General features: G+C 68.2%; 19 protein-coding genes. 10 read left to right on the top strand and 9 right to left on the bottom strand.

Annotation, left to right across the window (positions count from 1 at the left end; translation table 11 throughout):
* The first annotated feature begins 177 nt into the window (after positions 1–177).
* Genes E0H50_RS02945 through E0H50_RS02930 form a run of 4 tightly spaced genes read left to right on the top strand, consistent with a single transcriptional unit; the run spans position 178 to position 4,542 of the window.
* Positions 178–1,299, top strand: coding sequence for a hypothetical protein (locus E0H50_RS02945; protein ID WP_238150733.1), 1,122 nt, complete (start codon positions 178–180; stop codon positions 1,297–1,299).
* Entirely contained in the window at positions 1,296–2,591 is a 1,296-nt protein-coding gene (locus tag E0H50_RS02940; RefSeq protein ID WP_131284406.1) for a peptidoglycan-binding protein, read from the top strand. Before E0H50_RS02945 ends, E0H50_RS02940 begins: the two co-directional genes overlap by 4 nt.
* Complete coding sequence (locus tag E0H50_RS02935; RefSeq protein WP_131284404.1) at positions 2,588–3,277, top strand: ABC transporter ATP-binding protein; 690 nt, start codon at positions 2,588–2,590, stop codon at positions 3,275–3,277. The genes E0H50_RS02940 and E0H50_RS02935 overlap by 4 nt, the downstream gene beginning before the upstream one ends.
* Entirely contained in the window at positions 3,271–4,542 is a 1,272-nt protein-coding gene (locus E0H50_RS02930; protein WP_131284402.1) for an ABC transporter permease, read from the top strand. Before E0H50_RS02935 ends, E0H50_RS02930 begins: the two co-directional genes overlap by 7 nt.
* Here the strand turns inward: E0H50_RS02930 and E0H50_RS02925 are convergent.
* Positions 4,444–5,772 carry an MFS transporter gene (locus E0H50_RS02925; RefSeq protein WP_238150774.1) on the bottom strand — a complete coding sequence of 443 codons (1,329 nt, stop codon included), beginning with the start codon at positions 5,770–5,772 and terminating at the stop codon, positions 4,444–4,446. The two genes, E0H50_RS02930 and E0H50_RS02925, sit on opposite strands and share 99 nt — an antisense overlap.
* Positions 5,773–6,061: 289 nt before the next feature.
* Between E0H50_RS02925 and E0H50_RS02920 the strand changes: the two genes are divergently transcribed.
* Genes E0H50_RS02920 through E0H50_RS02910 form a run of 3 tightly spaced genes read left to right on the top strand, consistent with a single transcriptional unit; the run spans position 6,062 to position 8,423 of the window.
* Positions 6,062–6,907, top strand: coding sequence for an SAM-dependent methyltransferase (locus tag E0H50_RS02920; protein WP_238150732.1), 846 nt, complete (start codon positions 6,062–6,064; stop codon positions 6,905–6,907).
* The gene (locus E0H50_RS02915; RefSeq protein ID WP_131284399.1) at positions 6,904–7,320 is read left to right on the top strand and encodes an acyl-CoA thioesterase; all 417 of its coding nucleotides are present in this window, start codon (positions 6,904–6,906) and stop codon (positions 7,318–7,320) included. The genes E0H50_RS02920 and E0H50_RS02915 overlap by 4 nt, the downstream gene beginning before the upstream one ends.
* Positions 7,317–8,423 (top strand): zinc-dependent alcohol dehydrogenase family protein, encoded by a 1,107-nt coding sequence (locus tag E0H50_RS02910; RefSeq protein ID WP_131284397.1) that lies wholly within the window; start codon positions 7,317–7,319, stop codon positions 8,421–8,423. Before E0H50_RS02915 ends, E0H50_RS02910 begins: the two co-directional genes overlap by 4 nt.
* Here E0H50_RS02910 and E0H50_RS02905 read toward each other — a convergent pair.
* Complete coding sequence (locus E0H50_RS02905; RefSeq protein WP_238150731.1) at positions 8,405–8,857, bottom strand: YciI family protein; 453 nt, start codon at positions 8,855–8,857, stop codon at positions 8,405–8,407. The genes E0H50_RS02910 and E0H50_RS02905 overlap by 19 nt on opposite strands.
* 139 nt (positions 8,858–8,996) lie before the next feature.
* On the opposite strand from E0H50_RS02905, the gene E0H50_RS02900 reads away from it, so the two are divergent.
* Both E0H50_RS02900 and E0H50_RS02895 read left to right on the top strand, forming a co-directional pair.
* Positions 8,997–10,442 (top strand): zinc-dependent metalloprotease family protein, encoded by a 1,446-nt coding sequence (locus E0H50_RS02900; RefSeq protein WP_131284394.1) that lies wholly within the window; start codon positions 8,997–8,999, stop codon positions 10,440–10,442.
* A gap of 95 nt (positions 10,443–10,537) precedes the next feature.
* Positions 10,538–11,968: a pre-peptidase C-terminal domain-containing protein gene (locus E0H50_RS02895; protein WP_131284392.1), complete on the top strand. Its 1,431-nt coding sequence runs from the start codon at positions 10,538–10,540 to the stop codon at positions 11,966–11,968.
* A 49-nt stretch (positions 11,969–12,017) separates the two neighbouring features.
* On the opposite strand, the gene E0H50_RS02890 is transcribed toward E0H50_RS02895, so the two are convergent.
* Positions 12,018–12,452 carry a nuclear transport factor 2 family protein gene (locus E0H50_RS02890; protein ID WP_131284390.1) on the bottom strand — a complete coding sequence of 145 codons (435 nt, stop codon included), beginning with the start codon at positions 12,450–12,452 and terminating at the stop codon, positions 12,018–12,020.
* A gap of 95 nt (positions 12,453–12,547) precedes the next feature.
* Here E0H50_RS02890 and E0H50_RS02885 point away from each other — a divergent pair, with 95 nt between their 5' ends.
* Positions 12,548–13,021, top strand: coding sequence for a MarR family winged helix-turn-helix transcriptional regulator (locus E0H50_RS02885; protein WP_131284388.1), 474 nt, complete (start codon positions 12,548–12,550; stop codon positions 13,019–13,021).
* On the opposite strand, the gene E0H50_RS02880 is transcribed toward E0H50_RS02885, so the two are convergent.
* From E0H50_RS02880 to E0H50_RS02855, 6 genes are read right to left on the bottom strand one after another with little or no spacing between them, the layout of a single operon-like run.
* Positions 13,014–14,198: a M20 metallopeptidase family protein gene (locus tag E0H50_RS02880; RefSeq protein ID WP_131284386.1), complete on the bottom strand. Its 1,185-nt coding sequence runs from the start codon at positions 14,196–14,198 to the stop codon at positions 13,014–13,016. The genes E0H50_RS02885 and E0H50_RS02880 overlap by 8 nt on opposite strands.
* A complete protein-coding gene (locus tag E0H50_RS02875) occupies positions 14,198–15,820 on the bottom strand; it encodes an ABC transporter substrate-binding protein (protein WP_131284384.1) in 1,623 nt (540 codons plus the stop codon). Before E0H50_RS02875 ends, E0H50_RS02880 begins: the two co-directional genes overlap by 1 nt.
* Positions 15,821–15,847: 27 nt before the next feature.
* On the bottom strand, positions 15,848–16,720 hold the full coding sequence (opp4C, locus tag E0H50_RS02870) for an oligopeptide ABC transporter permease (protein WP_131284382.1): 873 nt from the start codon (positions 16,718–16,720) through the stop codon (positions 15,848–15,850).
* Positions 16,713–17,663 carry an ABC transporter permease gene (locus E0H50_RS02865; protein WP_131284380.1) on the bottom strand — a complete coding sequence of 317 codons (951 nt, stop codon included), beginning with the start codon at positions 17,661–17,663 and terminating at the stop codon, positions 16,713–16,715. The genes opp4C and E0H50_RS02865 overlap by 8 nt, the downstream gene beginning before the upstream one ends.
* Positions 17,663–18,667, bottom strand: a complete 1,005-nt coding sequence (locus tag E0H50_RS02860; protein ID WP_131284378.1) for an ABC transporter ATP-binding protein — start codon at positions 18,665–18,667, stop codon at positions 17,663–17,665. The genes E0H50_RS02865 and E0H50_RS02860 overlap by 1 nt, the downstream gene beginning before the upstream one ends.
* On the bottom strand, positions 18,664–19,683 hold the full coding sequence (locus E0H50_RS02855; RefSeq protein WP_165546983.1) for an ABC transporter ATP-binding protein: 1,020 nt from the start codon (positions 19,681–19,683) through the stop codon (positions 18,664–18,666). Before E0H50_RS02855 ends, E0H50_RS02860 begins: the two co-directional genes overlap by 4 nt.
* Between the last annotated feature and the right edge of the window lie 63 nt (positions 19,684–19,746).

Here is a 19,746-nt window from a genome sequence, read left to right as displayed (position 1 = left end):
ATCCGATGAAGATCGGCTGAGAGCATCAGGTGCAAACGGGACCTTCACAGGTTCTTCACGGCCGCGGCGGCACGCTCCACTGCCATGAAGAGAACAGCATTAGGGCTTGTATCGCGATCCCGCGCCTACTGCGCGGCACTCGGCACGGCATCTCGCCGCACTGGAGCAAAGGCCACGATGCTCCGCATCGAGACCTTCGCTCCAGCACGCCGAGCTACCGCACCGAGCACCTGCTCGCGACGGCGCGGGATCGCGACACAAGCCCTCGCCGTGATGGCGGTCCTGGCATTGGCCGCCTGTGGGAACGACAAGGCGCCGGTCGCGTCCGATCAGCAGGGCGACAAGAGTCCGCTCGCGGAGTACATGGGCGACGGTTTCGTCAGTTCGTCCGGCGGCGGGTTCCGGATGGCGGTCCGGGCCGGCGGTGCGCAGAATCCGACCGAGGAGGATCTGGCCAAGCAGCGCAAGGTCGAGGACGCCACCGTCACCTGCATGAAGGCGGCCGGCTTCGAGTACGTCGCCGTACCGCCCGAACAGAACGCGAAGAGCAAGTTCAGCGAGGCGTTCAACCTGCCGCCGGACAAGTTCGCCGAACAGTACGGGTACGGCATCAGCACGATCGACTGGTCCAAGGCCGGAGCGGACGACTCGAACCCGAACACCAAGATCCGGAGCGCGCTGTCGCCGGCCGCGCAGAAGGCCTACGACAAGGCGCTGAACGGACCGAACGCGACTGGGAACGGCGCGATCGTCGTCGAGAACGGCAAGGGCGACGGCCCGAGCACGAGCGGTCAGCAGGACCTGGGCTGCCGTGGCAAGGCGGTCAAGCAGGTGTACGGCGACGGCGCGGACCGGAACGTCGACTTCAAGAAGTTCGACAGCCTGTTCGAGGACATCCAGGCGCTGCAGAAGCGGATCGACACCGACCAGCGCGTGGTGGACGCCATCAGCGCCTGGTCCGACTGCATGGCCGACGCCGGGCACTCCGGTCTGAAGAAGGTCGACGACCCGCGTCAGCAGATCCAGCAGAAGCTTGACGCGCTGACCGGGAACAAGCCGCCCGCGAAGGGTGACAAGACCAAGACGGTCACCGGCCCGCCGTCGTTCGACAAGGTCGACTCGGCGAAGCTTTCGGAACTGCGCAAGTCCGAGATCGCGCTCGCGGTCGCGGACCAGAAGTGCCGGGCGGGCGGGTACGAGGACGCGTACAAGAAGGTGCAGTACGCGGCCGAGAAGGAGTTCGTCGACCAGCACAAGTCCGAGCTCGAGGCGTACCGCGACGAGACGGCGAACCGGTGACCGCTTCGCCCAAGTCCCGCCGCCGGGTGCTGGTCAGCGTGGCCGGGGTGGCCGTGGCCTCACTGGGTATCGGGGTGGTGGCGGGCAGCCGGATCAGCTCGCCGGAGGACGCCGCCGCGAAGACCGCGGCACCGAAGGCGTCCCAGATCACCGTGCCGGTGGCGAAGAAGGCGCTGTCCAGCAAGGTGGTCGGCCGGGGCGACGCGTCGTTCGACGGCGCGGTCAACATCCGGGTCGAGACCAGCGGCATCAAGACGGCGCCGATCGTGACCGGGAAGGTCCCGGCCGTGGGATCGACGCTCACCGAGGGGAAGGCGCTGCTGGAGATCACCGGGCGGCCGGTGATCGGGTTGGCCGGCGTGCTGCCGATGTATCGCACGTTGTCGCCGGGCAGCAAGGGCCCGGACGTGCTGCAACTGGAGCAGACGCTGGACCGGCTCGGGCTCGACCCCGGCGAGGTCGACGACGAGTACGACCTGGACACGTCGGCGGCCGTGGAGCGCTTGTACGAGGACGCGGGGTACGACGCCCCGGTCGCGGACGAGCAGTTCACCCAGGCCGTCGACCAGGCGAAGAAGCAGGTCGACGCCGCGAAGAATCAGCTCCGTCAGGCGCAGTCGCAGCTCAAGGCCGCCAAGGCAGCCAAGGCGAAGGACACGTCTGTGCAGCAAGGCTCGGTGGACGACGCGGAGGAGAACCTCGCGGACGCCCAGGAAGCGCAGAACGAGGCCGAGTTCAAGGCCGGTACGCCGCTGCCGGTGTCCGAAGTGGTCTACGTGAAGACGCTTCCGCGCCGTGTCGACGACGTGAAGGTCGAGCGCGGCGGGACCGTGAACGGTGTGGTGATGTCGGCCAGCGGTGCGTCGCTGGTCGTCACGGTCAAGGTCGACGCGGAGACCGCGCAGCGGCTGAAGGCAGGTATGGCGGCGACACTCGATCTCGGTGACAGCGTGTCCGTCCCCGGAAAGGTCCGCCGGGTCACGAAGAACGGGAACCAGTACGACGTGGTGGTCGCGCCGAACGCGTTGACCGCGAGTCAGTTGGCGCTGCTCCGGGACGCGAACGTTCGGGTGACGATCCCGATCAAGAGCACCAGCGGCAAGGTTCTCGCCGTACCGGTCGCTGCGCTGTCGTCGGGATCCGACGGCGCCTCGCGGGTCGAGGTCCTGCGGAACGGGAAGGTCGAGCTGATCCCGGTCACGGTCGGGCTGACCGCGGACGGGTTCGCGCAGGTCACACCGAAGGGCGACGCGAAGTTGTCCGAGGGCGATCAGGTGGTGGTCGGGCGATGAGTACCGCAGTCGCGTTACCGGCGCCGGTCGTCGAGATGATCGGCGTCCGGCGGTTCTTCCCGGGACCGCCCGAAGTGCAGGCGATCAACGGGATCGACCTGACCATCGGGCAGGGGGAGTACCTGTCGATCGTCGGGCCGTCGGGGTCCGGGAAGTCGACTTTGCTGCACCTGCTCGGGTTGTTGGACAACCCAACGGGTGGGGTCTACCGGCTGGACGGTGTGGACACGATGAGCCTGCGCGAGCGGCGGCGTGCCGTACTACGGGGGGAGCGGATCGGGTTCGTGTTCCAGTCGTTCCATCTGCTCGACCATCGCACCGTACTGGAGAACGTGGCGCTCTCGATGGTGTACGTCGGCGTACCGCGACGGCAACGGATGGCGCGGGCGCGGGTCGCGCTGGAGCGGGTCGGGCTGTCGCACCGGATGGAGTTCGCGCCGACCACGCTCTCCGGCGGTGAGCGGCAGCGGGTCGCGATCGCCCGGGCGCTCGTCGCGGAACCCAGTCTCCTGCTCGCGGACGAACCGACCGGCAACCTGGACAGTGCGAACGCGGAGGCGATCCTGCAGGTGTTCGACGAACTGCACTCCGAGGGCATGACGCTGGCCGTCATCACCCACGACGACCACGTCAGCCGGCGCGCCCAACGCCAGGTCCGCATCGTCGACGGAACCCTCCAGTGGTAACCCAAGCAGGCCCCCCGGACCCGACCGGCGGGCCGTCCACGTCCAGGCGACGACGCCGGCTCAGGTCTCGTCCCGCCGTACGGGACCTTCTCGACGAGGCCCTGGCCGGCGTCGCCGCTCGGCCGACCCGACTGATTCTCACCACCCTCGGCACCGTGCTCGGGGTTGCTGCTCTGGTGGGGACTGTGGGTCTGGGGCAGACGGCGGCCGGGCAGATCACGCAGCGGTTCGATCTGGCCGCGGCTACCCGGGTAGTGGTGCAGCCGGATGACAAGGGCGGGCAGGAAGGGGAGGCGGCGACGCAACTGCCGTGGGACGCGCCGGAGCGGATCAAGCGGCTGAACGGCGTCGACGCGGTCGGGACCGTCAGCAAACTGGAAATCGGTGACGACCTCGTCGAGAACGTCACCGGCCTGGACGGCGGTGCCGGGAAGGCGCTCCAGGTGATGGCCGGATCATCCGGTCTCTGGGACGCAGTCCGCGCGGTGCTCAAAACAGGCCGGTTCTTCGACGACGGTCACGACCAGCGCGCCGACAAGGTGGTCGTCCTGGGCAAACACGCGGCGGAGCGACTCGGCATCAACAGGGTCGACTCACAGCCGGCCGTGTTCATCGGCGACGAGCCCTACACGGTGATCGGCATCCTCGACTCCGTTACCGGGCGCGCCGACCTGAACGACGCCGTCATCATGCCGAACGGAACGGCGAAGGAGGCCTACAACCTCGAGGCCCCGGACGCTGTCGAGATCCGTACGGCGGTCGGCGCCGCGCAACTGATCGCGGAGCAGGCCCCGATCGCGATCGAGCCGAACAACCCGAGCACCTTGACCGTCGACGCCCCGCCGAAGCAGGGCGCCGTACGCAAGGGAGTGGAGTCCGACCTGAACGCACTGTTCCTGCTGCTGGGCGCGGTCGCACTCCTGGTCGGCGGACTCGGCATCGCGAACGTCACGCTGCTGTCCGTCCTGGAACGCATCTCGGAGATCGGTCTGCGCAGAGCACTCGGCGCGGCCCGGCGACATATCGCGGTGCAGTTCCTGGTGGAGAGCGTGATCGTCGGCTTCCTCGGCGGACTGCTCGGTACGGCGGTCGGCGTCATCCTGACCGTCGGCGTCTCCTGGGTCCGCGACTGGACGCCGATCCTGGACAACCGGCTGGCGTTCGGTTCACCCCTGCTGGGTGCGTTCATCGGTCTGGTCGCCGGCACCTATCCCGCCTGGAAGGCCTCCGCCATTCAGCCGATCACCGCGCTGCGAGGCACGTGAGTAGACCACGGCGGTGATCGCGAAGCCGACCACGATCAGCGCGAGCACCGGGTAGGACTTCCCGCTGTCGGGCAGGACCGCCGCGCCGAGTGCGGCCGCGGAGACCTGCCCGACGTTGAAGATCATGTCGTACAGCGAGAACACCCGTCCGCGGTACACGTCGTCGACACCCGTCTGTACGAGGGTGTCGACGCTGATCTTGATGCCCTGCGCGCAGAACCCGGTCAGGAACCCGCCGACCACCATCGCGGGCTGGGTGTAGAGCCCGATAGGTACGGCGCTCACCACCGCCGCGGCCGCGAACAGCACCGTGATCCACTGCCGCAGCGCCATCACCCGGGTACCCCACGGCGTGACCAGCGCGGCGACGAACAGGCCGGCGCCGACCGCGCCGGTCGCGATCGCGAGCCCGCCGAACGCCTCATCCAGCTGGCCGGGCCCGTAGAAGTAGTTGCGGTACAGCAGGATCATCGCGACCGTCATCAGCCCGAAGAAGAACCGCAGCGACCCGATCGCGGCGAGGCCGAGGGCGGGCTGCGGGCGGGCGCGGAGGTGCCGGCCGCCCTCGACGAGACCGGTAGCGATCGTCCGGAGCGCTTCGGTGATGCCGGGTTCGTCGCCGTTCAGGTCCGGGCCGAGCTGGTCGCGCCGCAGCCGGAGGGCGAGGAGGGCGGCGGCCGTGTAGATGACGACGGTCAGCCCGAGTACGACCAGGTCGGAGTCGACGAGCAGTTTCACCCCGGCGCCGATTCCGCCGCCGATCAGGAAGAACGCCGTACCGGAGGTCGGGGTGACGGCGTTCGCCATCACCAGTTCGTCCCGCTCGACCACGTGCGGCAGACCGGCGGAGAGGCCGGAGAGCAGGAAGCGGTTGACGCCGAGCGTGAGGAGCACGGCGAGGTAGAACAGCACGCCCGCGTTCCCGGCCGCGACGATCGCGCCGACGCCGATGACGAGCGCGGCCCGGGTCAGGTTCGCCCCGAACAGGATCTGGCGGCGCGACCAGCGGTCCAGCAGTACGCCGGTGAACGGTCCGAGGATCGAGTACGGCAGCAGCGACACCGCGAACAGCCCCGCGATCGCAGCGGCATCCGGCGCCCGCTCCGGCGAGAACAGCACGTACGACGCCAGCGCGACCTGGAACACCCCGTCCCCGCACTGCGACGTCAGCCGAACCGCAAACAACCGCCGGAAATCCCGCCGCCGCAACAGCGTCCGCAAATCCCGCATGAACCGCACGCCTGCACTGTATAGCCGGAGCCCCGGACGCCCAGGCCATCACAATCGCGGCCGCAGCCAGCTGCCTCGCGTGGACCGTTCCGATCCGGCCGGTTGTGGTGGCCTGGCGGTCCGCACCGGGGGCAGGAATTCAATCCTCTGTAAAAGCCGGTGGCGGACGCGCCGGAGCTGATGGCACGGGCGCCCGGGAGCGGTAGTGTCGTTCTGCCGCTGTCACAGTCCGTTGTGCACCGGTTACGATGGCTCTCCAGTTCTGAGCCGCAGCGCGGATGGGAATTTCATGGCTGAATCGCAGGATGCCGACGTCGACCCGCGGATGTACGAGCAGTTGAAGCTCGACCGGCCGCACGGCGCCCGGGTGTACGACTACTTCCTCGGCGGGAAGGACAACTTCGCGATCGACCGGCAGGCCGCCGAGCACCTGCTGCAGGCGTTTCCGGGGTTCCGCACCGCCGCCCGGTCGAACCGCATGTGGATGCACCGCGCGGCGAAGTACGCCGCCGAGCAGGGCATCACGCAGTTCCTCGACGTCGGCACCGGCATCCCGACCAGCCCGAACCTGCACGAGGTCGTCCAGGAGATCACCCCGTCGGCGCACGTGGTGTACGCAGACAACGACCCGATCGTGCTCGCGCACTCCCGCGCGCTGCTGGTGAGCAAGCCGGAAGGGAGGACGGCGTACCTCGAGGCCGACGTCACCGACCCGCAGGCGATCCTGCAGTCCGACGAGGTCAAGGAGCTGATCGACTTCAGCAAGCCGGTCGCGCTCAGCATCGTCGGCGTCTTCCACTATCTGCCGGACGCCCTGAAGCCGTACGACCTGGTGCGCCAGCTGGTCGAGCCGCTCGCCTCCGGTTCGCTGCTGATCTTCTCGCACTGCACGCCGGACTTCGCGCCGGACCTGTGGGAGCGGGCGATGGTGGTCTACAAGGCCGACGGCGGCGACGCCCAGGTGCGGTCGAAGGAAGAGGTCACCCAGTTCTTCGAGGGCACCGAGCTGGTCGAGCCCGGCGTCGTGTCGCCGTTCCGCTGGTACCCCGACGAGGAGACCCAGCGCCTGGTCGACAAGGGCGAGTTCACCGACATCATGTGCAGCCTGTGGGTGGGTGTCGGCCGCAAGCCGTGAGCCGCAGCGCGTATCCGCACCACCTGGCGATCACGCTGCGGTGGAAGGACAACGACGTCTACGGGCATGTCAACAACGTCGAGTACTACAGCTTCTTCGACACCGTGATCAACGACTTCCTGATCCGCCGCGGTGGGCTCGACATCCATCGCGGTGACGTGATCGGGTTGTGCGTGGACTCGCAGTGCACGTTCAAGCAGCCGCTCGAGTTTCCCGGGGTCGTCGACGCCGGGTTGCGGTGCGGGCAGCTGGGCAACTCCAGCGTGCGCTACGAGATCGCCCTGTTCCGCGAGGACTCGGACGAACCGGCTGCGACCGGCCGGTTCGTGCACGTCTTCGTCGGGCGCCAGGACCGCGTCCCGGTCCCGGTCCCGGACGAGATCCGCGCCGCACTCGAGGAGATCACGGGATGATTGTGCGTGGCGCCGTACTGCGGGAGATGGGCCTGCCGGCGCCGTACGCCGAGTCGCGGCCGCTGCAGGTGGAAGAGCTGGAACTCGCGCCACCAGGTCCGGGGGAGCTGCTGGTCCGGATCCGCGCCGCCGGGCTGTGCCACTCCGACCTCTCGGTGATCGACGGATCGCGGCCACGCGTGATGCCGATGCTCCTCGGCCACGAGGCCACCGGCGAGGTCGTCGAATCGAACGCACCAGGTTTCGCCCCAGGTGATGTGATCGCCTGCGCCTTCGTACCCGCCTGCGGCACCTGCGGCCCCTGCGCCGAAGGCCGCCCCGCCCTCTGCGAACCCGGCGCCACCGCCAACACCGCCGGCACCCTCCTCACCGGCACCCGCCGCCTCACCGGAGTGCATCACCACCTGGGCGTGTCCGGGTTTGCGGATCATGCGGTGATCTCGGCGCATTCGGCGGTGCAGATCGACCCGTCCCTCCCACCAGAGATCGCCGCGCTCTTCGGTTGCGCCGTGATGACCGGGGTCGGCGCGGTCGTCAACACCGCTCAGGTCCGAGCCGGCCGCAGCGCGGTGGTCTTCGGTCTCGGCGGCGTCGGACTGTCAGCGCTCCTCGGCGCCGTCCTCGTCGGAGCGCATCCGATCGTCGCCGTCGACGTCGTACCCACCAAGCTGGAGCTGGCGCAGACGCTCGGCGCGACGACGGTCGTCGACGCCCGCGACACCGACGCGATCGAACAGGTCCGCGCGGCCACGGCCGGCGGCGCCGACTACGCGTTCGAGACGGTCGGCAGTGCGAAAGTACTCGAGCAGGCGTACGCCGCCACCCGCCGCGGCGGGACCACCGTCACCGTCGGACTGCCGCACCCATCGCAAACATTCAGCGTGCCCGCGGTCAGCCTGGTCGCGGAGGAGCGCACCCTGAAGGGCTCGTACCTCGGCTCGTCGGTGCCGTCCCGCGACATCCCGCGGTACGTCGCCCTGTACCGAGCCGGCCGCCTCCCTGTCGACCGGCTACTGACCGCGACCGTCGGGCTCGACGACCTCAATCAGGCCTTCGACGACCTGGCCGCCGGCACCTCGATCCGTCAGGTGTTGCTCTTCTGAAGGTTGGCGGCGGCCTTCTGGAACGTCTGTTCGTTGCGGTCCCGAGCCTCGTCCGTGTAGTTGTCACCGAAGAAGTCGGCGGTCGGGACCTGCCGGATCTCCAGCAGCCCGGAGCTGCCGGCCGCGTCGGCGTCACGGCCGTCCGCCGCGACACAGCGCCAGCCCCACTCGAGCGCCTCCTCGCGGGACGCGACCTCGATCAGGCAGAACCCTGCGATCAGTTCCTTGGTCTCGGTGAACGGGCCGTCGATCACCCGCTGCTTGCCTTCGTCCAGCTGCAGCCGGAAGCCGTGCGAGCTCGGCAGCAGCCCGTCGCCCGCGAGCAGCACGCCTTTCTCCGCCATCTCGGCCATCACCAGGCCCATTGCGGTCAGGCTCTCCTCGGTCGGCGGCTGCCCGGCCTCGGACTCTTCGGTGGCCTTGAAAATCATCATGAACCGCATCGAGACCCTCCCAAGTCGACGTTAAATCCCAGCTTGAATCTATCCCCCGAGCGGGACCCTCGGGCAGGCTACAGTGCGTGGCCACGCCCAGAACGTGAGTTACCGGAGTCCCTGAGGAGGACCCCCAGTTATGCACACCCGCCCCCGCCGGATCGGTGCGCTCGTCGTCACCGGCGCCGTTGCTTTCGGAGCGCTCGCGGTCGTTGTCGGCAACCAGGCCGACGCCCAGCAGCCCGCTCCCGCCGCGATCGAGCAGTTGCTCGGCCAGGAGTTGCCGGGCAAGACCGCGCTCGCCCGAGTCGAGTCCCGGCTCGCCGAGGTCGCCGAGCGGAACCAGTTGTCCGCCGACAACCTCCGTCAGATTCTCGCCACCGACAAGGCCGCATGGCTCGATGACGGCGGACGGCTGTTCTACCGCGAGCCGGTTGCCACCGCCACGGAGCGGGCGGCCGACGCCGCGGCTTCCCCGCGCTGGGCCACGACCGCGGTCACCTCCGCAACCGGACCGGCGTTCGAGTTGCACAGCAAACCCGGATCGAAGCGAGTCATCTACCTGGACTTCACCGGTCACACGATCACCGGTACGGCGTGGAACACGAACGGCAAGCCTTCGACGGTCACCGTCAAGCCGTACGACACCAACGGCAACACCAGTACCTGGAGTACTGCCGAACAGGACGTCGTTCACGAGGTCTGGGCCCGCGTCGCCGAAGACTATGCACCGTTCAATGTGGACGTGACCACGCAGCAGCCGACTGCGGCGGCGATCACCAGGTCGGACGCGTCTGACGCTGTGTACGGTACGCGCGTGCTGATCGACCCGGGGACCTGGTACCAGTCGGGCTGCGGGTGCGGCGGGGTCGCGTACATCGGGGTGTACGACCAGACCAGCAGGCACGCGTACTACCAGCCTGCGCTGGTCTTCACCAAAGGCGTCGGCACCGGCGCGAAGAACATCGCAGAGGTTGCGTCGCACGAGGCCGGGCACAACGTCGGGCTGAGCCACGATGGTACGGCGTCGGCCGCGTACTACAAGGGCCATGGCGCGTGGGCGCCGATCATGGGCTCCGGCTACACCAAGGCGATCACCCAGTGGAGCAAGGGCGAGTACTCCGGGGCCAACAACAAGCAGAACGATTACACCGTGATGAACGGCAACGGCATGACGCTGCGCGCCGATGACTACGGCAACACCACCGCTACCGCCAAGGCCCTGACCCTCGGCACGAGTGTGCCGGGCATGTACGCCGTCGACTCCGACGTCGACATGTTCCGCGTCGATCTCAAGGCCGGGACCTTCAAGTTCGCCGCGAACGCGGCCGCGATCGGTGCGAACCTCGACATCAAACTCCAGTTGCTGAACTCGGCGGGAACCGTCCTCGCCACCGCCAACCCGGCGTCCGGACAGTCGAGCGCGAGCACCCCAACCGGAATGAGCGCAAGCATCAGCCGTCAGGTCGCGGCCGGCCGGTACTACCTGAAGGTCGTCAACACCGGGTACGGCAACCCGCTGAACACCGGCTACTCGACGTACGGCAGCAGCGGCAGGTACACAGTCCGCGTCACCGCGGGCTGATGTGAGCCACCTGGGGCCGTCGATCCCACCGAGATCGACGGCCCCGGGTTTTTGGGGGGCTCCGCCCATCGGGGGGACGTGAGGAGGAACCCGTAATGAACAGAATTCGCCGCACCGGTGCACTCGTGTGTGCCGGTGCTGTTGTTTTTGGAGGGCTGGCTGTCGCGCTCGGCAGCCAGGCCGATGCGCAACAGACGCCGATCGACCAGTTGCTGTCGCAGCCGCTGGCCGGCGGCTCGGCACTCGGCAAGGTCCAGTCGCGGCTGGCCGAGGTTGCCGCGCACAACGGCCTCCCGACCGGCCAGTTGCGGCAGATCCTTGCCACCGACAAGACTGCGTGGCTCGATGCCGACAGCAAACTGTTCTTCCGTGAGCCCGGTCTGACCACCGCGCAGAAGGCTCCCGAGGCGTCACCACGCTGGGCGCGTACGGCGGCCGCCGCCGCAACCGGCCCGGCGTTCGAGCTGCACAGCAAGCCCGGCTCGAACCGGGTCATCTACCTGGACTTCGACGGCCACACCATCACCGGTACGGCGTGGAACGCGTCGAAGGGCGTCGATCCCGTCAACGTCTCGGCGTACGACACCGACGGCGATCCGGCGAGCTTCAGTACGGCGGAGCAGGACGTCGTCCATGAGGTGTGGGCTCGGGTCGCGGAGGACTACGCGGCGTTCGACGTGGACGTGACGACGCAGGAGCCGGCGCAGTCCGCGATCGACCGGTCGGGCGCGTCCGACGAGCAATACGGGACGCGCGTACTGATCGATCCGGACACCTGGTACCAGTCCGGCTGCGGTTGCGGCGGCGTGGCATACGTCGGCGTGTACGACAGCACCAGCCAGCACGACTACTACCAGCCGGCACTCGTGTTCACGAAGGGCGTCGGCACCGGTGCGAAGAACCTTGCCGAGGCCGCTTCGCACGAGGCCGGGCACAACGTCGGTCTGTCGCACGACGGTACGTCGACGGTCGGGTACTACCAGGGCCACGGCGCGTGGGCGCCGATCATGGGCGTCGGGTATTACCGCGGTATCAGCCAATGGAGCAAGGGCGAGTACGCCGACGCGAACAACACGGAAGACGACTACGCGGTCGTCGGCTCGCACGGACTCGCACTGCGCGGGGACGAGGCCGGTGACACCGTCGGCGACGCTGCCGCGCTGACCGTCGGCACGCCTGCGTCGGGTGTCATCGCGGCCGAGAGCGACACCGACGTCTACCGCGTCGACGTGAGTGCTGCCGGCAACTACACCGCGACGGCGAACTCCGCACCGAGCGGCGGCAACCTCGACGTCAAGCTGGACCTGCTGGACAGCTCCGGCGCGGTCGTTGCCTCGAACGACCCGGCATCCGGACAGAGCGACGCCGGCACGCCGACGGGTCTCGGTGCGAGTGTTAGCGGCAGCCTTCAGCCGGGTACGTATTACCTGCGGATCGACAACGTGGGCTACGGCGACCCGCTGAACACGGGCTACTCGACGTACGGCAGTCGCGGCGCCTACACCCTCGGAGTTTCGCCCTCCTGAACCCTGTGGCTGGTCGGCCTCTGGCGGACCGACCAGCCACAGGCACCTTCTAGAGTGCGCGGTCGAGCGCCGCGGTCAGTGCGACCGGGTCGACCTCGAGCCGATCGAAACGCCACCCCTCGGCGGTCCGGCGTGCGCGGTAGTGGTGTACGGCGGCCGCGATCGCCTCCTGCTTGTCGTCGATGGCGTACACGGCGAGGTCGTGCGCGCGCACGGTGGCCGTGTCGCCGTCGATCTCGATCACCAGGTTGGACTTGTTGTGCACGGTGCGGTCGAAGTCGTCGTGGCCCTTCCGCACCAGCGCGACCAGTGCCTCCAGGCCGCGGGCCGTGCCGCGACGGGACGTGACCTCGACGTCCTCGGTGAACAGGCGGTCGCTCTCGTCGTACAGGTGCTCGTCGACCCACAGGCTGTGGCGGGAGACCAGGTCGGTCAGTTCGCTGCGGTCGGCGAGCTCGCGGATCAGGGTTTCGGTGGCGGTCATCACGAACTCCTCGAATGGTTAGGCGTACTAACGTTGGCGTTACCAATGAAGATAGATCGTTAGTCCGACTAACGCAAGCGGCGTATGCTGACGCCATGGAGGACGAGCTGCGTTTCGACCACGGCGCCGAGACGCCGGAGCGCATCAAGGCGCAGCTGTCACGCCTGGTCGGGCTGACGGCGGCACAGACCGCCCGCGCCTCCGGCGACGCGCTCCGGGCCGTCGGCGCCCACAAGGACCACTTCGTGGTGCTCGCCGCGCTCGCCGAGTTCGGCCCGGCGAGCCAATCTGCCCTCGCCGGCCGCGCCCGCGTCTACAAGAGCGATCTCGTCGCCGTCCTGAACGAGCTCGCCGACGGCGGCTGGATCCGCCGTACGCCGGACCCCGCCGACAAGCGCCGCAACGTCATCACGATCACGGACAGCGGTGTACGACGGCTCGCCGAACTGGATCAGGTGCTCGCCGGGGTGAACGCCCACATCACCGCGCCGCTGACCCGCGAGGAGCGTGACCAGTTGTTCGCGCTCCTCAACCGGGTCAACACCCACCTCGCGGGACCGGCTAGCTGATCAGGTGCTTGGCGGCCAGTTGGCTCAGGGCGGCCGCCTGGTCGGCGAGGACCGCGTCGTCGAACCGGACGAGGCTCGAATGGTTCGACGGAGCCTCCTCCTCGGAGACGTCGTCCGGCCGGGCGCCGACCATCACGAACGTGCCCGGCACCTCCCGCAGCACCATCGAGAAGTCCTCGGCCCCCATCAGCGGGTTGTCCAGCTGCTGCACCCGCTCCGCGCCGAACAGGCCGGTGAGGAGCTCCGCGGTCTCCGCCGTCCGCCCGGCGTCGTTCACCGTCACCGGGTACTGAGGGTCGAGCCGCGCGTCGACCGTGCATCCGTGGGCGGCCGCGATCCGCTCCGCCAGCGCCGGCAGCTCGCGGGTCAGTTGCTCGAGCATCGCGTCCGACAGCGTCCGCACGGTCGCGCCGAGCCGCGCCGTGTTCGGGATGACGTTGATCGCGACGCCCGCCTCGAGCTGCGTCACCGTGATCACCACCGGGTCGAACACGTTCACCCGCCGCGTCGCGTACGTCTGCAACGCGAGCACCAGCTCCGCCACCACCGGCACCGGATCGATCGTCCGATCCGGCGACGACCCGTGCCCGCCCTTGCCGTGCACCGTGATGTGCAACTGGTTCGAACTGGCCATGATCGTGCCCGGACGCAGCTGGAACGTCCCCTTCGCCGCCTGCGACCAGACATGCAACGCGTACGCCGCGATCGGCTTGTCGCCCGTGGCGTTCAGCAAACCTTCCCGGAGCATGTACCCGGCGCCGCCGAGGCCTTCTTCGCCCGGCTGGAACATGAAGATCACGTTCCCGTTCAGCTCGTCGCGATGTGCACTCAGCAACCGTGCCGCTCCGACCAGGCCCGTGGTGTGCAGGTCGTGGCCGCAGGCGTGCATGTTCCCGTTCTGGGCGGCGTACGCGAGCCCGGTCTCCTCCACCACCGGCAACGCATCCATGTCACCGCGCAGCAGCACAGTCGGCCCGGGCCGACCGCCGCGCAGTACGCCGACCACGGAAGTCAGCTCCTTGCCGGTGCTGATCTCCAGCGGCAACCCGGCCACCGCGTCGAGCACCAGAGCCTGAGTCTTCGGCAGCTCGAGACCGACCTCGGGAACCTGGTGCAGCTCCCGCCGCAACTCGACCAGCCCGGGCGCGATCGCGGCGGCTTCCTCGACGAGACTCATCAGTTCGCTCCTTCGAATGCCCATTGGCCGACGTTGGCCACGGTTCCCGGCCAGAACGGGGTCGCTCCGCCGACCGCCACGGACTTGCTGGTCGCGGCGACCGCGTGGTCGGAGTACAGCGTCAGGACCGGCATGTCAGCCTGCCACAGTGCCTGCAACTGGTTGTAGATCTTGTGCCGGGCGTCGGTCTTCGCCTCGGACTTGCCGGCCAGCAGCAGCTTGTCGCTCTCCGGCGAGTTGTACCCGGTCAGGTTGAACGAACCGGTCGAGGAGTACATGTTCGACACGTCCGGGTCGATGTTGAAGGTCAGGCCCATCAGCACCATGTCGTGGTCCTTCGCCCGTGCCTTGGCCAGCGTGGTCGGGAAGTCGTAGTTGGTCTGGACGACGTTCAGGCCGATCGCCTTGAAGTTCTGCAGCAGGATGTCGGCCGACCGCTCGCGGATCTTGTTCCCGGTCGGTACGACGAAGTTGATCTTCCGGCTGAAGTCCCAGCCCGCCTCGGTGAGTAGCTTCTTGGCCAGCGCCGGGTCGTAGCTGAAGGTCTTCAGGCTCTTGTCCAGGAACGGGCTCTGGCTGGTGTACGGGCCGTCGATGACCTCGCCATTGCCGAGCAGCAGTTCGTCGACGATCTGCTTGCGGTTGATCGCGTGCGCCAGGCCTGCCCGCATCCGCGGGTCCGCGAACGTCTTCACGTTGAACTGGATCGTCTGGAACCCGATCGTCGGGTTGACCTTGGTGTTGACGTCCTTGAACCCCTGGACCGTCTTCAGGTCCTGGAACGGGATGTTCCCGATCCCGCCGCCGGAGTTCATCATGATCGACCCGGTCTGCAGCTCACCGGCCAGGTTCGAGGCCGGCATGATCTTCATGATCAGCTTGGCGATCTTCGGCGCACCGCCGTAGTAGTCGGGGTTGGCGGCGTACTCGATACTCGCGTTCTGGGTGTACTTCGTGAACTTGTACGGTCCGCTCGTGACGTCTGGCAGTTGTGCGAACTTGCTGTCGTCGATCTGCGCGGGCGCGGTCTTCGCCAGCGTGTGCTCGGGCATGATCACCACCTTGGTGCCGATCATCTCCTTGACGTAGTTCGGGTCCACCGGGGTCTTCGTGGTGAACACGACCGTGGTGTCGTCCGGCGCGGTCAGCCCCGGTACGGCGGTCTGTCCCTTCGGAAGCTTGCCGGTGGCATCGACCCCGGTGAGCGCGGTGACGTTGCCGCCGAGGGTGGTGAGCGACTCTCGATTGGCGATCAGGTTGATCGTGTACACCACGTCCTTCGCGGTGATCGGCTGCCCGTCGCTCCACTTGGCGCCGGCGTGCAGCTTCACCGTGAAGGTCTTGTTGTCCTTGCTCTCGATCGACTCGGCCAGCTTCGGCACGAACTTCAGCGGCTCCGGCTGGTCCAGCAGCGTGTCCATCGCGAACCGTACGGCGAACTGGCCGCCGACGTCGGACTGGTTGATCGGGTTGAAGCTGGCCGGTGGGTTCACCGTGCCGACGTACAGCGTGTCGCCGCCGCCCCCGCTGCTGCCGGCATTGCCCGTACACGCAGTCGGTATCACCAGCAGGCCGATCGCGGCCAGTCCGGCGCCGAGCCGGTAGGTGGTCCGTGCAGACATAGCGGGTCCCTTCTCGAAAAGGATGGATCAGGTCTCGGAGCGGGACTCCATGGAGTCCCGCAGGCCGTCGCCGACGAAGTTGATGGCGAGCACGGCGAACAGGATCATCAGGCCGGGCGGGATCCAGATCCACGGCTGGCTGGACAGGACGGTGATCGACTGCGCCTCGCTGAGCATGTTGCCCCAGCTCGCCGCCGGCGGGCGGACGCCCATCCCGAGGAAGCTCAGGCCGGATTCGAGGATGATCGCCTGCGCGACACCGAAGGTCGCGTTCACGACGATCGGGGACAACGCGTTCGGCAGGATGTGCCGGAACAGGATCCGCGGCGTGCGGTACCCCAGCGCGACCGCTGCCTGCACGTAGTCGCTGCCCTTGATCGAGAGCACGCTGCCACGCACCAGCCGGCCGATCATCGGCCAGGCCAGCGCACCGATCACCACGATGATCGTGAGCAGGCTGGGCCCGAGCACGCTGACCAGGATCAGGATCACCATGAAGTACGGGAACGACATGAAAACGTCGGTGATCCGCATCAGCACCTGGTCCGCCCAGCCGCCGTAGTACCCGGCGAGCAGACCGAGCAGGACGCCGATCACGACGTACACGACGACCGCCCCGACGCCGACGCTCATCGACACCCGGGCACCGTAGATCAGCCGGCTGAGCACGTCCCGCCCGACCGAGTCGGTGCCGAGCAGATGTGCGCCCGACGGCGACGACTCGAACTTGTCGAAGATCCGGTTCGGGTCGTGCGGCGCGAGGAGCGGCGCCAGCGCGGCCATCAGCACCATCAGGACGACGATCACCAGCCCGGCGACCGCCAGCCGGTGCCGCCGGAACCGCCGGAACATCAGCCGGGCGGACGACTGGCCGGTCTCGGGCTCGAGCCGCTTATGCATAGGCCACCCTCGGGTCCACCACCGCGTAGGCGATGTCGGTGAGCAGGTTGGCGGCGAACACGGCGATCGCCGCGATCAGGTTGATGCCCATCAGTACGGCGTAGTCGCGGGCGCCGATCGACTGGATGGTCAGCAGCCCGATCCCGGGCCACTGGAAGATCTGCTCGGTCACGATCGCGCCGCCGATCAGCGCGGACAGGTCGATCCCGATCACCGTCACGACCGGGATCAGCGCGTTCCGCAGGGCGTGCTTGTTGGTGATCACCGACGCCGCGAGGCCCTTCGCCTTCGCGGTCCGGATGTAGTCCTGGCCGAAGGCGTCGATCATGCTCGACCGGACGTATCTGACCATGCCGGCCGCGACCGCGGTGGCGAGCACGACGACCGGCAGGACGAGATGCGAGACCCGGTCGGCGAACCCGCCTCCGCGTCCCAGGGTCACCATGCCGCCGGTCGGGAACCAGCCCAGGGTGAGCGCGAAGACGTAGATCATCGCCAGGCCGAGGAAGAAGTGCGGCACCGAGATGCCGAGGAACGACGCCCCGACGACCCCGTAGTCGGCGGCCGTGTTGCGCCGCCGGGCCGCGAAGATCCCGATCGGGATCGCGACCAGATAGGCGACGACGAGCGACGTACCCATCAACAGCAGGGTCGGGCCGATCCGGTCGGCGATCAGCTGGGTGACCGGCTCGCGGTTCTGGAACGAGACGCCGAGGTTGCCGTGCAGCAACTGGGTGAGCCAGTTGAGGTACTGAACGAAGACGGGCTTGTCCAGGCCGAGCGCTGCCTCGGTGCGGGCTACGTCCTCGGGGGTCGCGGTCGGGGAGAGGTACAGGTCGGCCGGGCTGCCGGGCGCGAGGTTGATGATCAGGAAGTTGATCAGGGTCACGCCGAGCAGGACCGGGATTCCGATCAGGATGCGCCGGATGAGGTAGGAAACCATCAGCTCGCCTCCTGGGCCAGCGGGAAGTGGCAGGCCACCTGATGCCTGGCACCTCCCGCGGCGTTCAGGGACGGAACCTCGGTCCGGCAGATGTCCTGTGCGTAAGGGCAGCGGGTGTGGAACACGCAGCCGGGCGGAGGATTCGCCGGACTCGGTACGTCGCCTTCGACGATGATCCGCTCCCGGTCGCGCAGTCGCGGGTCGGGTTCGGGGTAGGCGTCGAGCAGGATCTCGGTGTAGGGATGCTTCGGGCGGGCGAAGATCTCCGCGGTGGTCGCGGTCTCCATCACCTTGCCGAGGTACATCACCACGATCCGGTCGCTGATGTACTTGATCGCGCCGAGCCCGTGGCTGATGAACACGTAGGTCAGGCCGAACTCGCCCTGCAGGTCCTTGAGCAGGTTCAGGACCTGGGCCTGGATCGAGACGTCGAGCGCGGACACCGGCTCGTCGCACACGATCAGCCTCGGTTCGAGCATCAGCGCCCGCGCGATGCCGACCCGTTGCCGCATCCCGCCGGAGAGTTCGTGCGGATAGCGGTCCAGGGACAGCTTCGGGAGTCCGACGGTGGCCAGCATCTCGGCGGCCTTCGCCCGCGCGCCGGCGCGATCGAGACGCTTGTGCGCGACCAACGGCTCGGCCAGCAGATCGCCGATCCGGATCTGCGGATTCAGCGACGAGTACGGATCCTGGAACACCATCTGCAGTTCGGTCCGCAACCGCCGCATCCGCGCGGTCGACAGCGTCGCGATATCGGTCCCGTCGAACAGCACCGAGCCCGACGTCGGCGGCTCCAGCCGGACGACGGCTCGCCCGGTGGTGGACTTCCCGCACCCGGACTCGCCGACGATGCCCACCGTCTCACCCGGGTACACATCGAAGCTCACGCCGTCGACGGCGCGCACATGTCCGACCGTCCGGGCGATGACACCCGTGCGGATCGGGTAGTACCGCCGGAGATCTCGCACCTGCAGCAAGGGGCTGACGTCCTCCACGGCCGTCATGCCGGGACCGCCGTTCCGGTTTCGCCGTACAGCCAGCAGCGGACCGAGTGCGCGTTGCGGCTTGCCAGCGGTTGGAGCGCCGGCAGTTCCGTCGCGCAGCGGTCCATCGCCTGTGGACATCGCTCTCGAAAGCGGCAGCCGGCCGGTAGGTGCACCAAGCTCGGGACGGAACCCGAGATCGGGGTGAGCCGGTCTCCGGCCGGGGTGGTGATGTGCGGGATCGACTTCAGCAGCGCGACCGTGTACGGGTGCTTCGGCTGGTCGAACAGCGTGTAGACGTCGGTCTCCTCGACGACCTGCCCGGCGTACATCACCGCGACCCGGTCGGCCATCTCCGCGACCACGCCGAGGTCGTGGGTGATGAAGATCGTCGCCGTACCGGTTTCCGCGCTCAGTTCCCGCATCAGGCGCAGGATCTGCGCCTGGATCGTCACGTCCAGTGCGGTCGTCGGCTCGTCCGCGATGATCAGCTTGGGCCGGCAGCTGAGCGCCATCGCGATCATCACCCGCTGCCGCATGCCGCCCGACAGCCGATGCGGATGGTCGTCGACGACCGCGCCCGCCCGCGGGATGCCGACCTTCTCCAGCAGCTCGATCGCCCGTTGGCGGGCCTCCGCCTTGGTCAGCCCGAGATGCAGGATCATCGTTTCGGACAACTGGTCGCCGATGGTCAGCACCGGGTTCAGCGACGTCATTGGCTCCTGGAAGATCATCGCAATCGCGTGCCCGCGGATCCGGCGCAACTCCGGCTCCGGCAGACCGGCGAGATCCTGACCTTCGAACAGCACCGAGCCCGCGGTGATCCGGCCGTTCCCGGCCAGCAGCCCCATGATCGACAGGGCGGAGACCGACTTCCCGCTGCCGGACTCGCCGACCAGGCACAACGTCTCCCCGGCCGCTACGGTGAAGCCGACTCCGTCCACCGGGGTGACCGGACCCTCATCGGTCGTGAACTCGGTCCGCAAACCGTCGACCCGCAGCAGGGACGGCGCAGCGACAGCAGGCGTAACTGACAAGCGATCCTCCGTGGGGCGTCGAAGAACTCACTGTCCGGAGCCGGAACGGATGGCTCTGGACAT

Origin of the sequence: Kribbella sindirgiensis (assembly GCF_004331435.1) — a bacterium.
Taxonomy (GTDB): Bacteria; Actinomycetota; Actinomycetes; order Propionibacteriales; family Kribbellaceae; genus Kribbella; species Kribbella sindirgiensis.
This window is presented reverse-complemented; position numbering and strand designations above follow the sequence as displayed.

Bases quoted from the DNA above. Each gene is read 5' to 3' on its own strand.
- E0H50_RS02860 (WP_131284378.1), bottom strand. From the start codon at position 18,667: ATGACGGCCGTGGAGGACGTCAGCCCCTTGCTGCAGGTGCGAGATCTC.
- E0H50_RS02925 (WP_238150774.1), bottom strand. From the start codon at position 5,772: ATGCGGGATTTGCGGACGCTGTTGCGGCGGCGGGATTTCCGGCGGTTG.
- E0H50_RS02885 (WP_131284388.1), top strand. From the start codon at position 12,548: ATGGAGGACGAGCTGCGTTTCGACCACGGCGCCGAGACGCCGGAGCGC.
- E0H50_RS02880 (WP_131284386.1), bottom strand. From the start codon at position 14,198: ATGAGTCTCGTCGAGGAAGCCGCCGCGATCGCGCCCGGGCTGGTCGAG.
- E0H50_RS02910 (WP_131284397.1), top strand. From the start codon at position 7,317: ATGATTGTGCGTGGCGCCGTACTGCGGGAGATGGGCCTGCCGGCGCCG.
- E0H50_RS02945 (WP_238150733.1), top strand. From the start codon at position 178: ATGCTCCGCATCGAGACCTTCGCTCCAGCACGCCGAGCTACCGCACCG.
- E0H50_RS02895 (WP_131284392.1), top strand. From the start codon at position 10,538: ATGAACAGAATTCGCCGCACCGGTGCACTCGTGTGTGCCGGTGCTGTT.
- E0H50_RS02875 (WP_131284384.1), bottom strand. From the start codon at position 15,820: ATGTCTGCACGGACCACCTACCGGCTCGGCGCCGGACTGGCCGCGATC.
- E0H50_RS02935 (WP_131284404.1), top strand. From the start codon at position 2,588: ATGAGTACCGCAGTCGCGTTACCGGCGCCGGTCGTCGAGATGATCGGC.
- E0H50_RS02865 (WP_131284380.1), bottom strand. From the start codon at position 17,663: ATGGTTTCCTACCTCATCCGGCGCATCCTGATCGGAATCCCGGTCCTG.
- E0H50_RS02900 (WP_131284394.1), top strand. From the start codon at position 8,997: ATGCACACCCGCCCCCGCCGGATCGGTGCGCTCGTCGTCACCGGCGCC.
- E0H50_RS02890 (WP_131284390.1), bottom strand. From the start codon at position 12,452: ATGACCGCCACCGAAACCCTGATCCGCGAGCTCGCCGACCGCAGCGAA.
- opp4C (WP_131284382.1), bottom strand. From the start codon at position 16,720: ATGCATAAGCGGCTCGAGCCCGAGACCGGCCAGTCGTCCGCCCGGCTG.
- E0H50_RS02920 (WP_238150732.1), top strand. From the start codon at position 6,062: ATGGCTGAATCGCAGGATGCCGACGTCGACCCGCGGATGTACGAGCAG.
- E0H50_RS02905 (WP_238150731.1), bottom strand. From the start codon at position 8,857: ATGATGATTTTCAAGGCCACCGAAGAGTCCGAGGCCGGGCAGCCGCCG.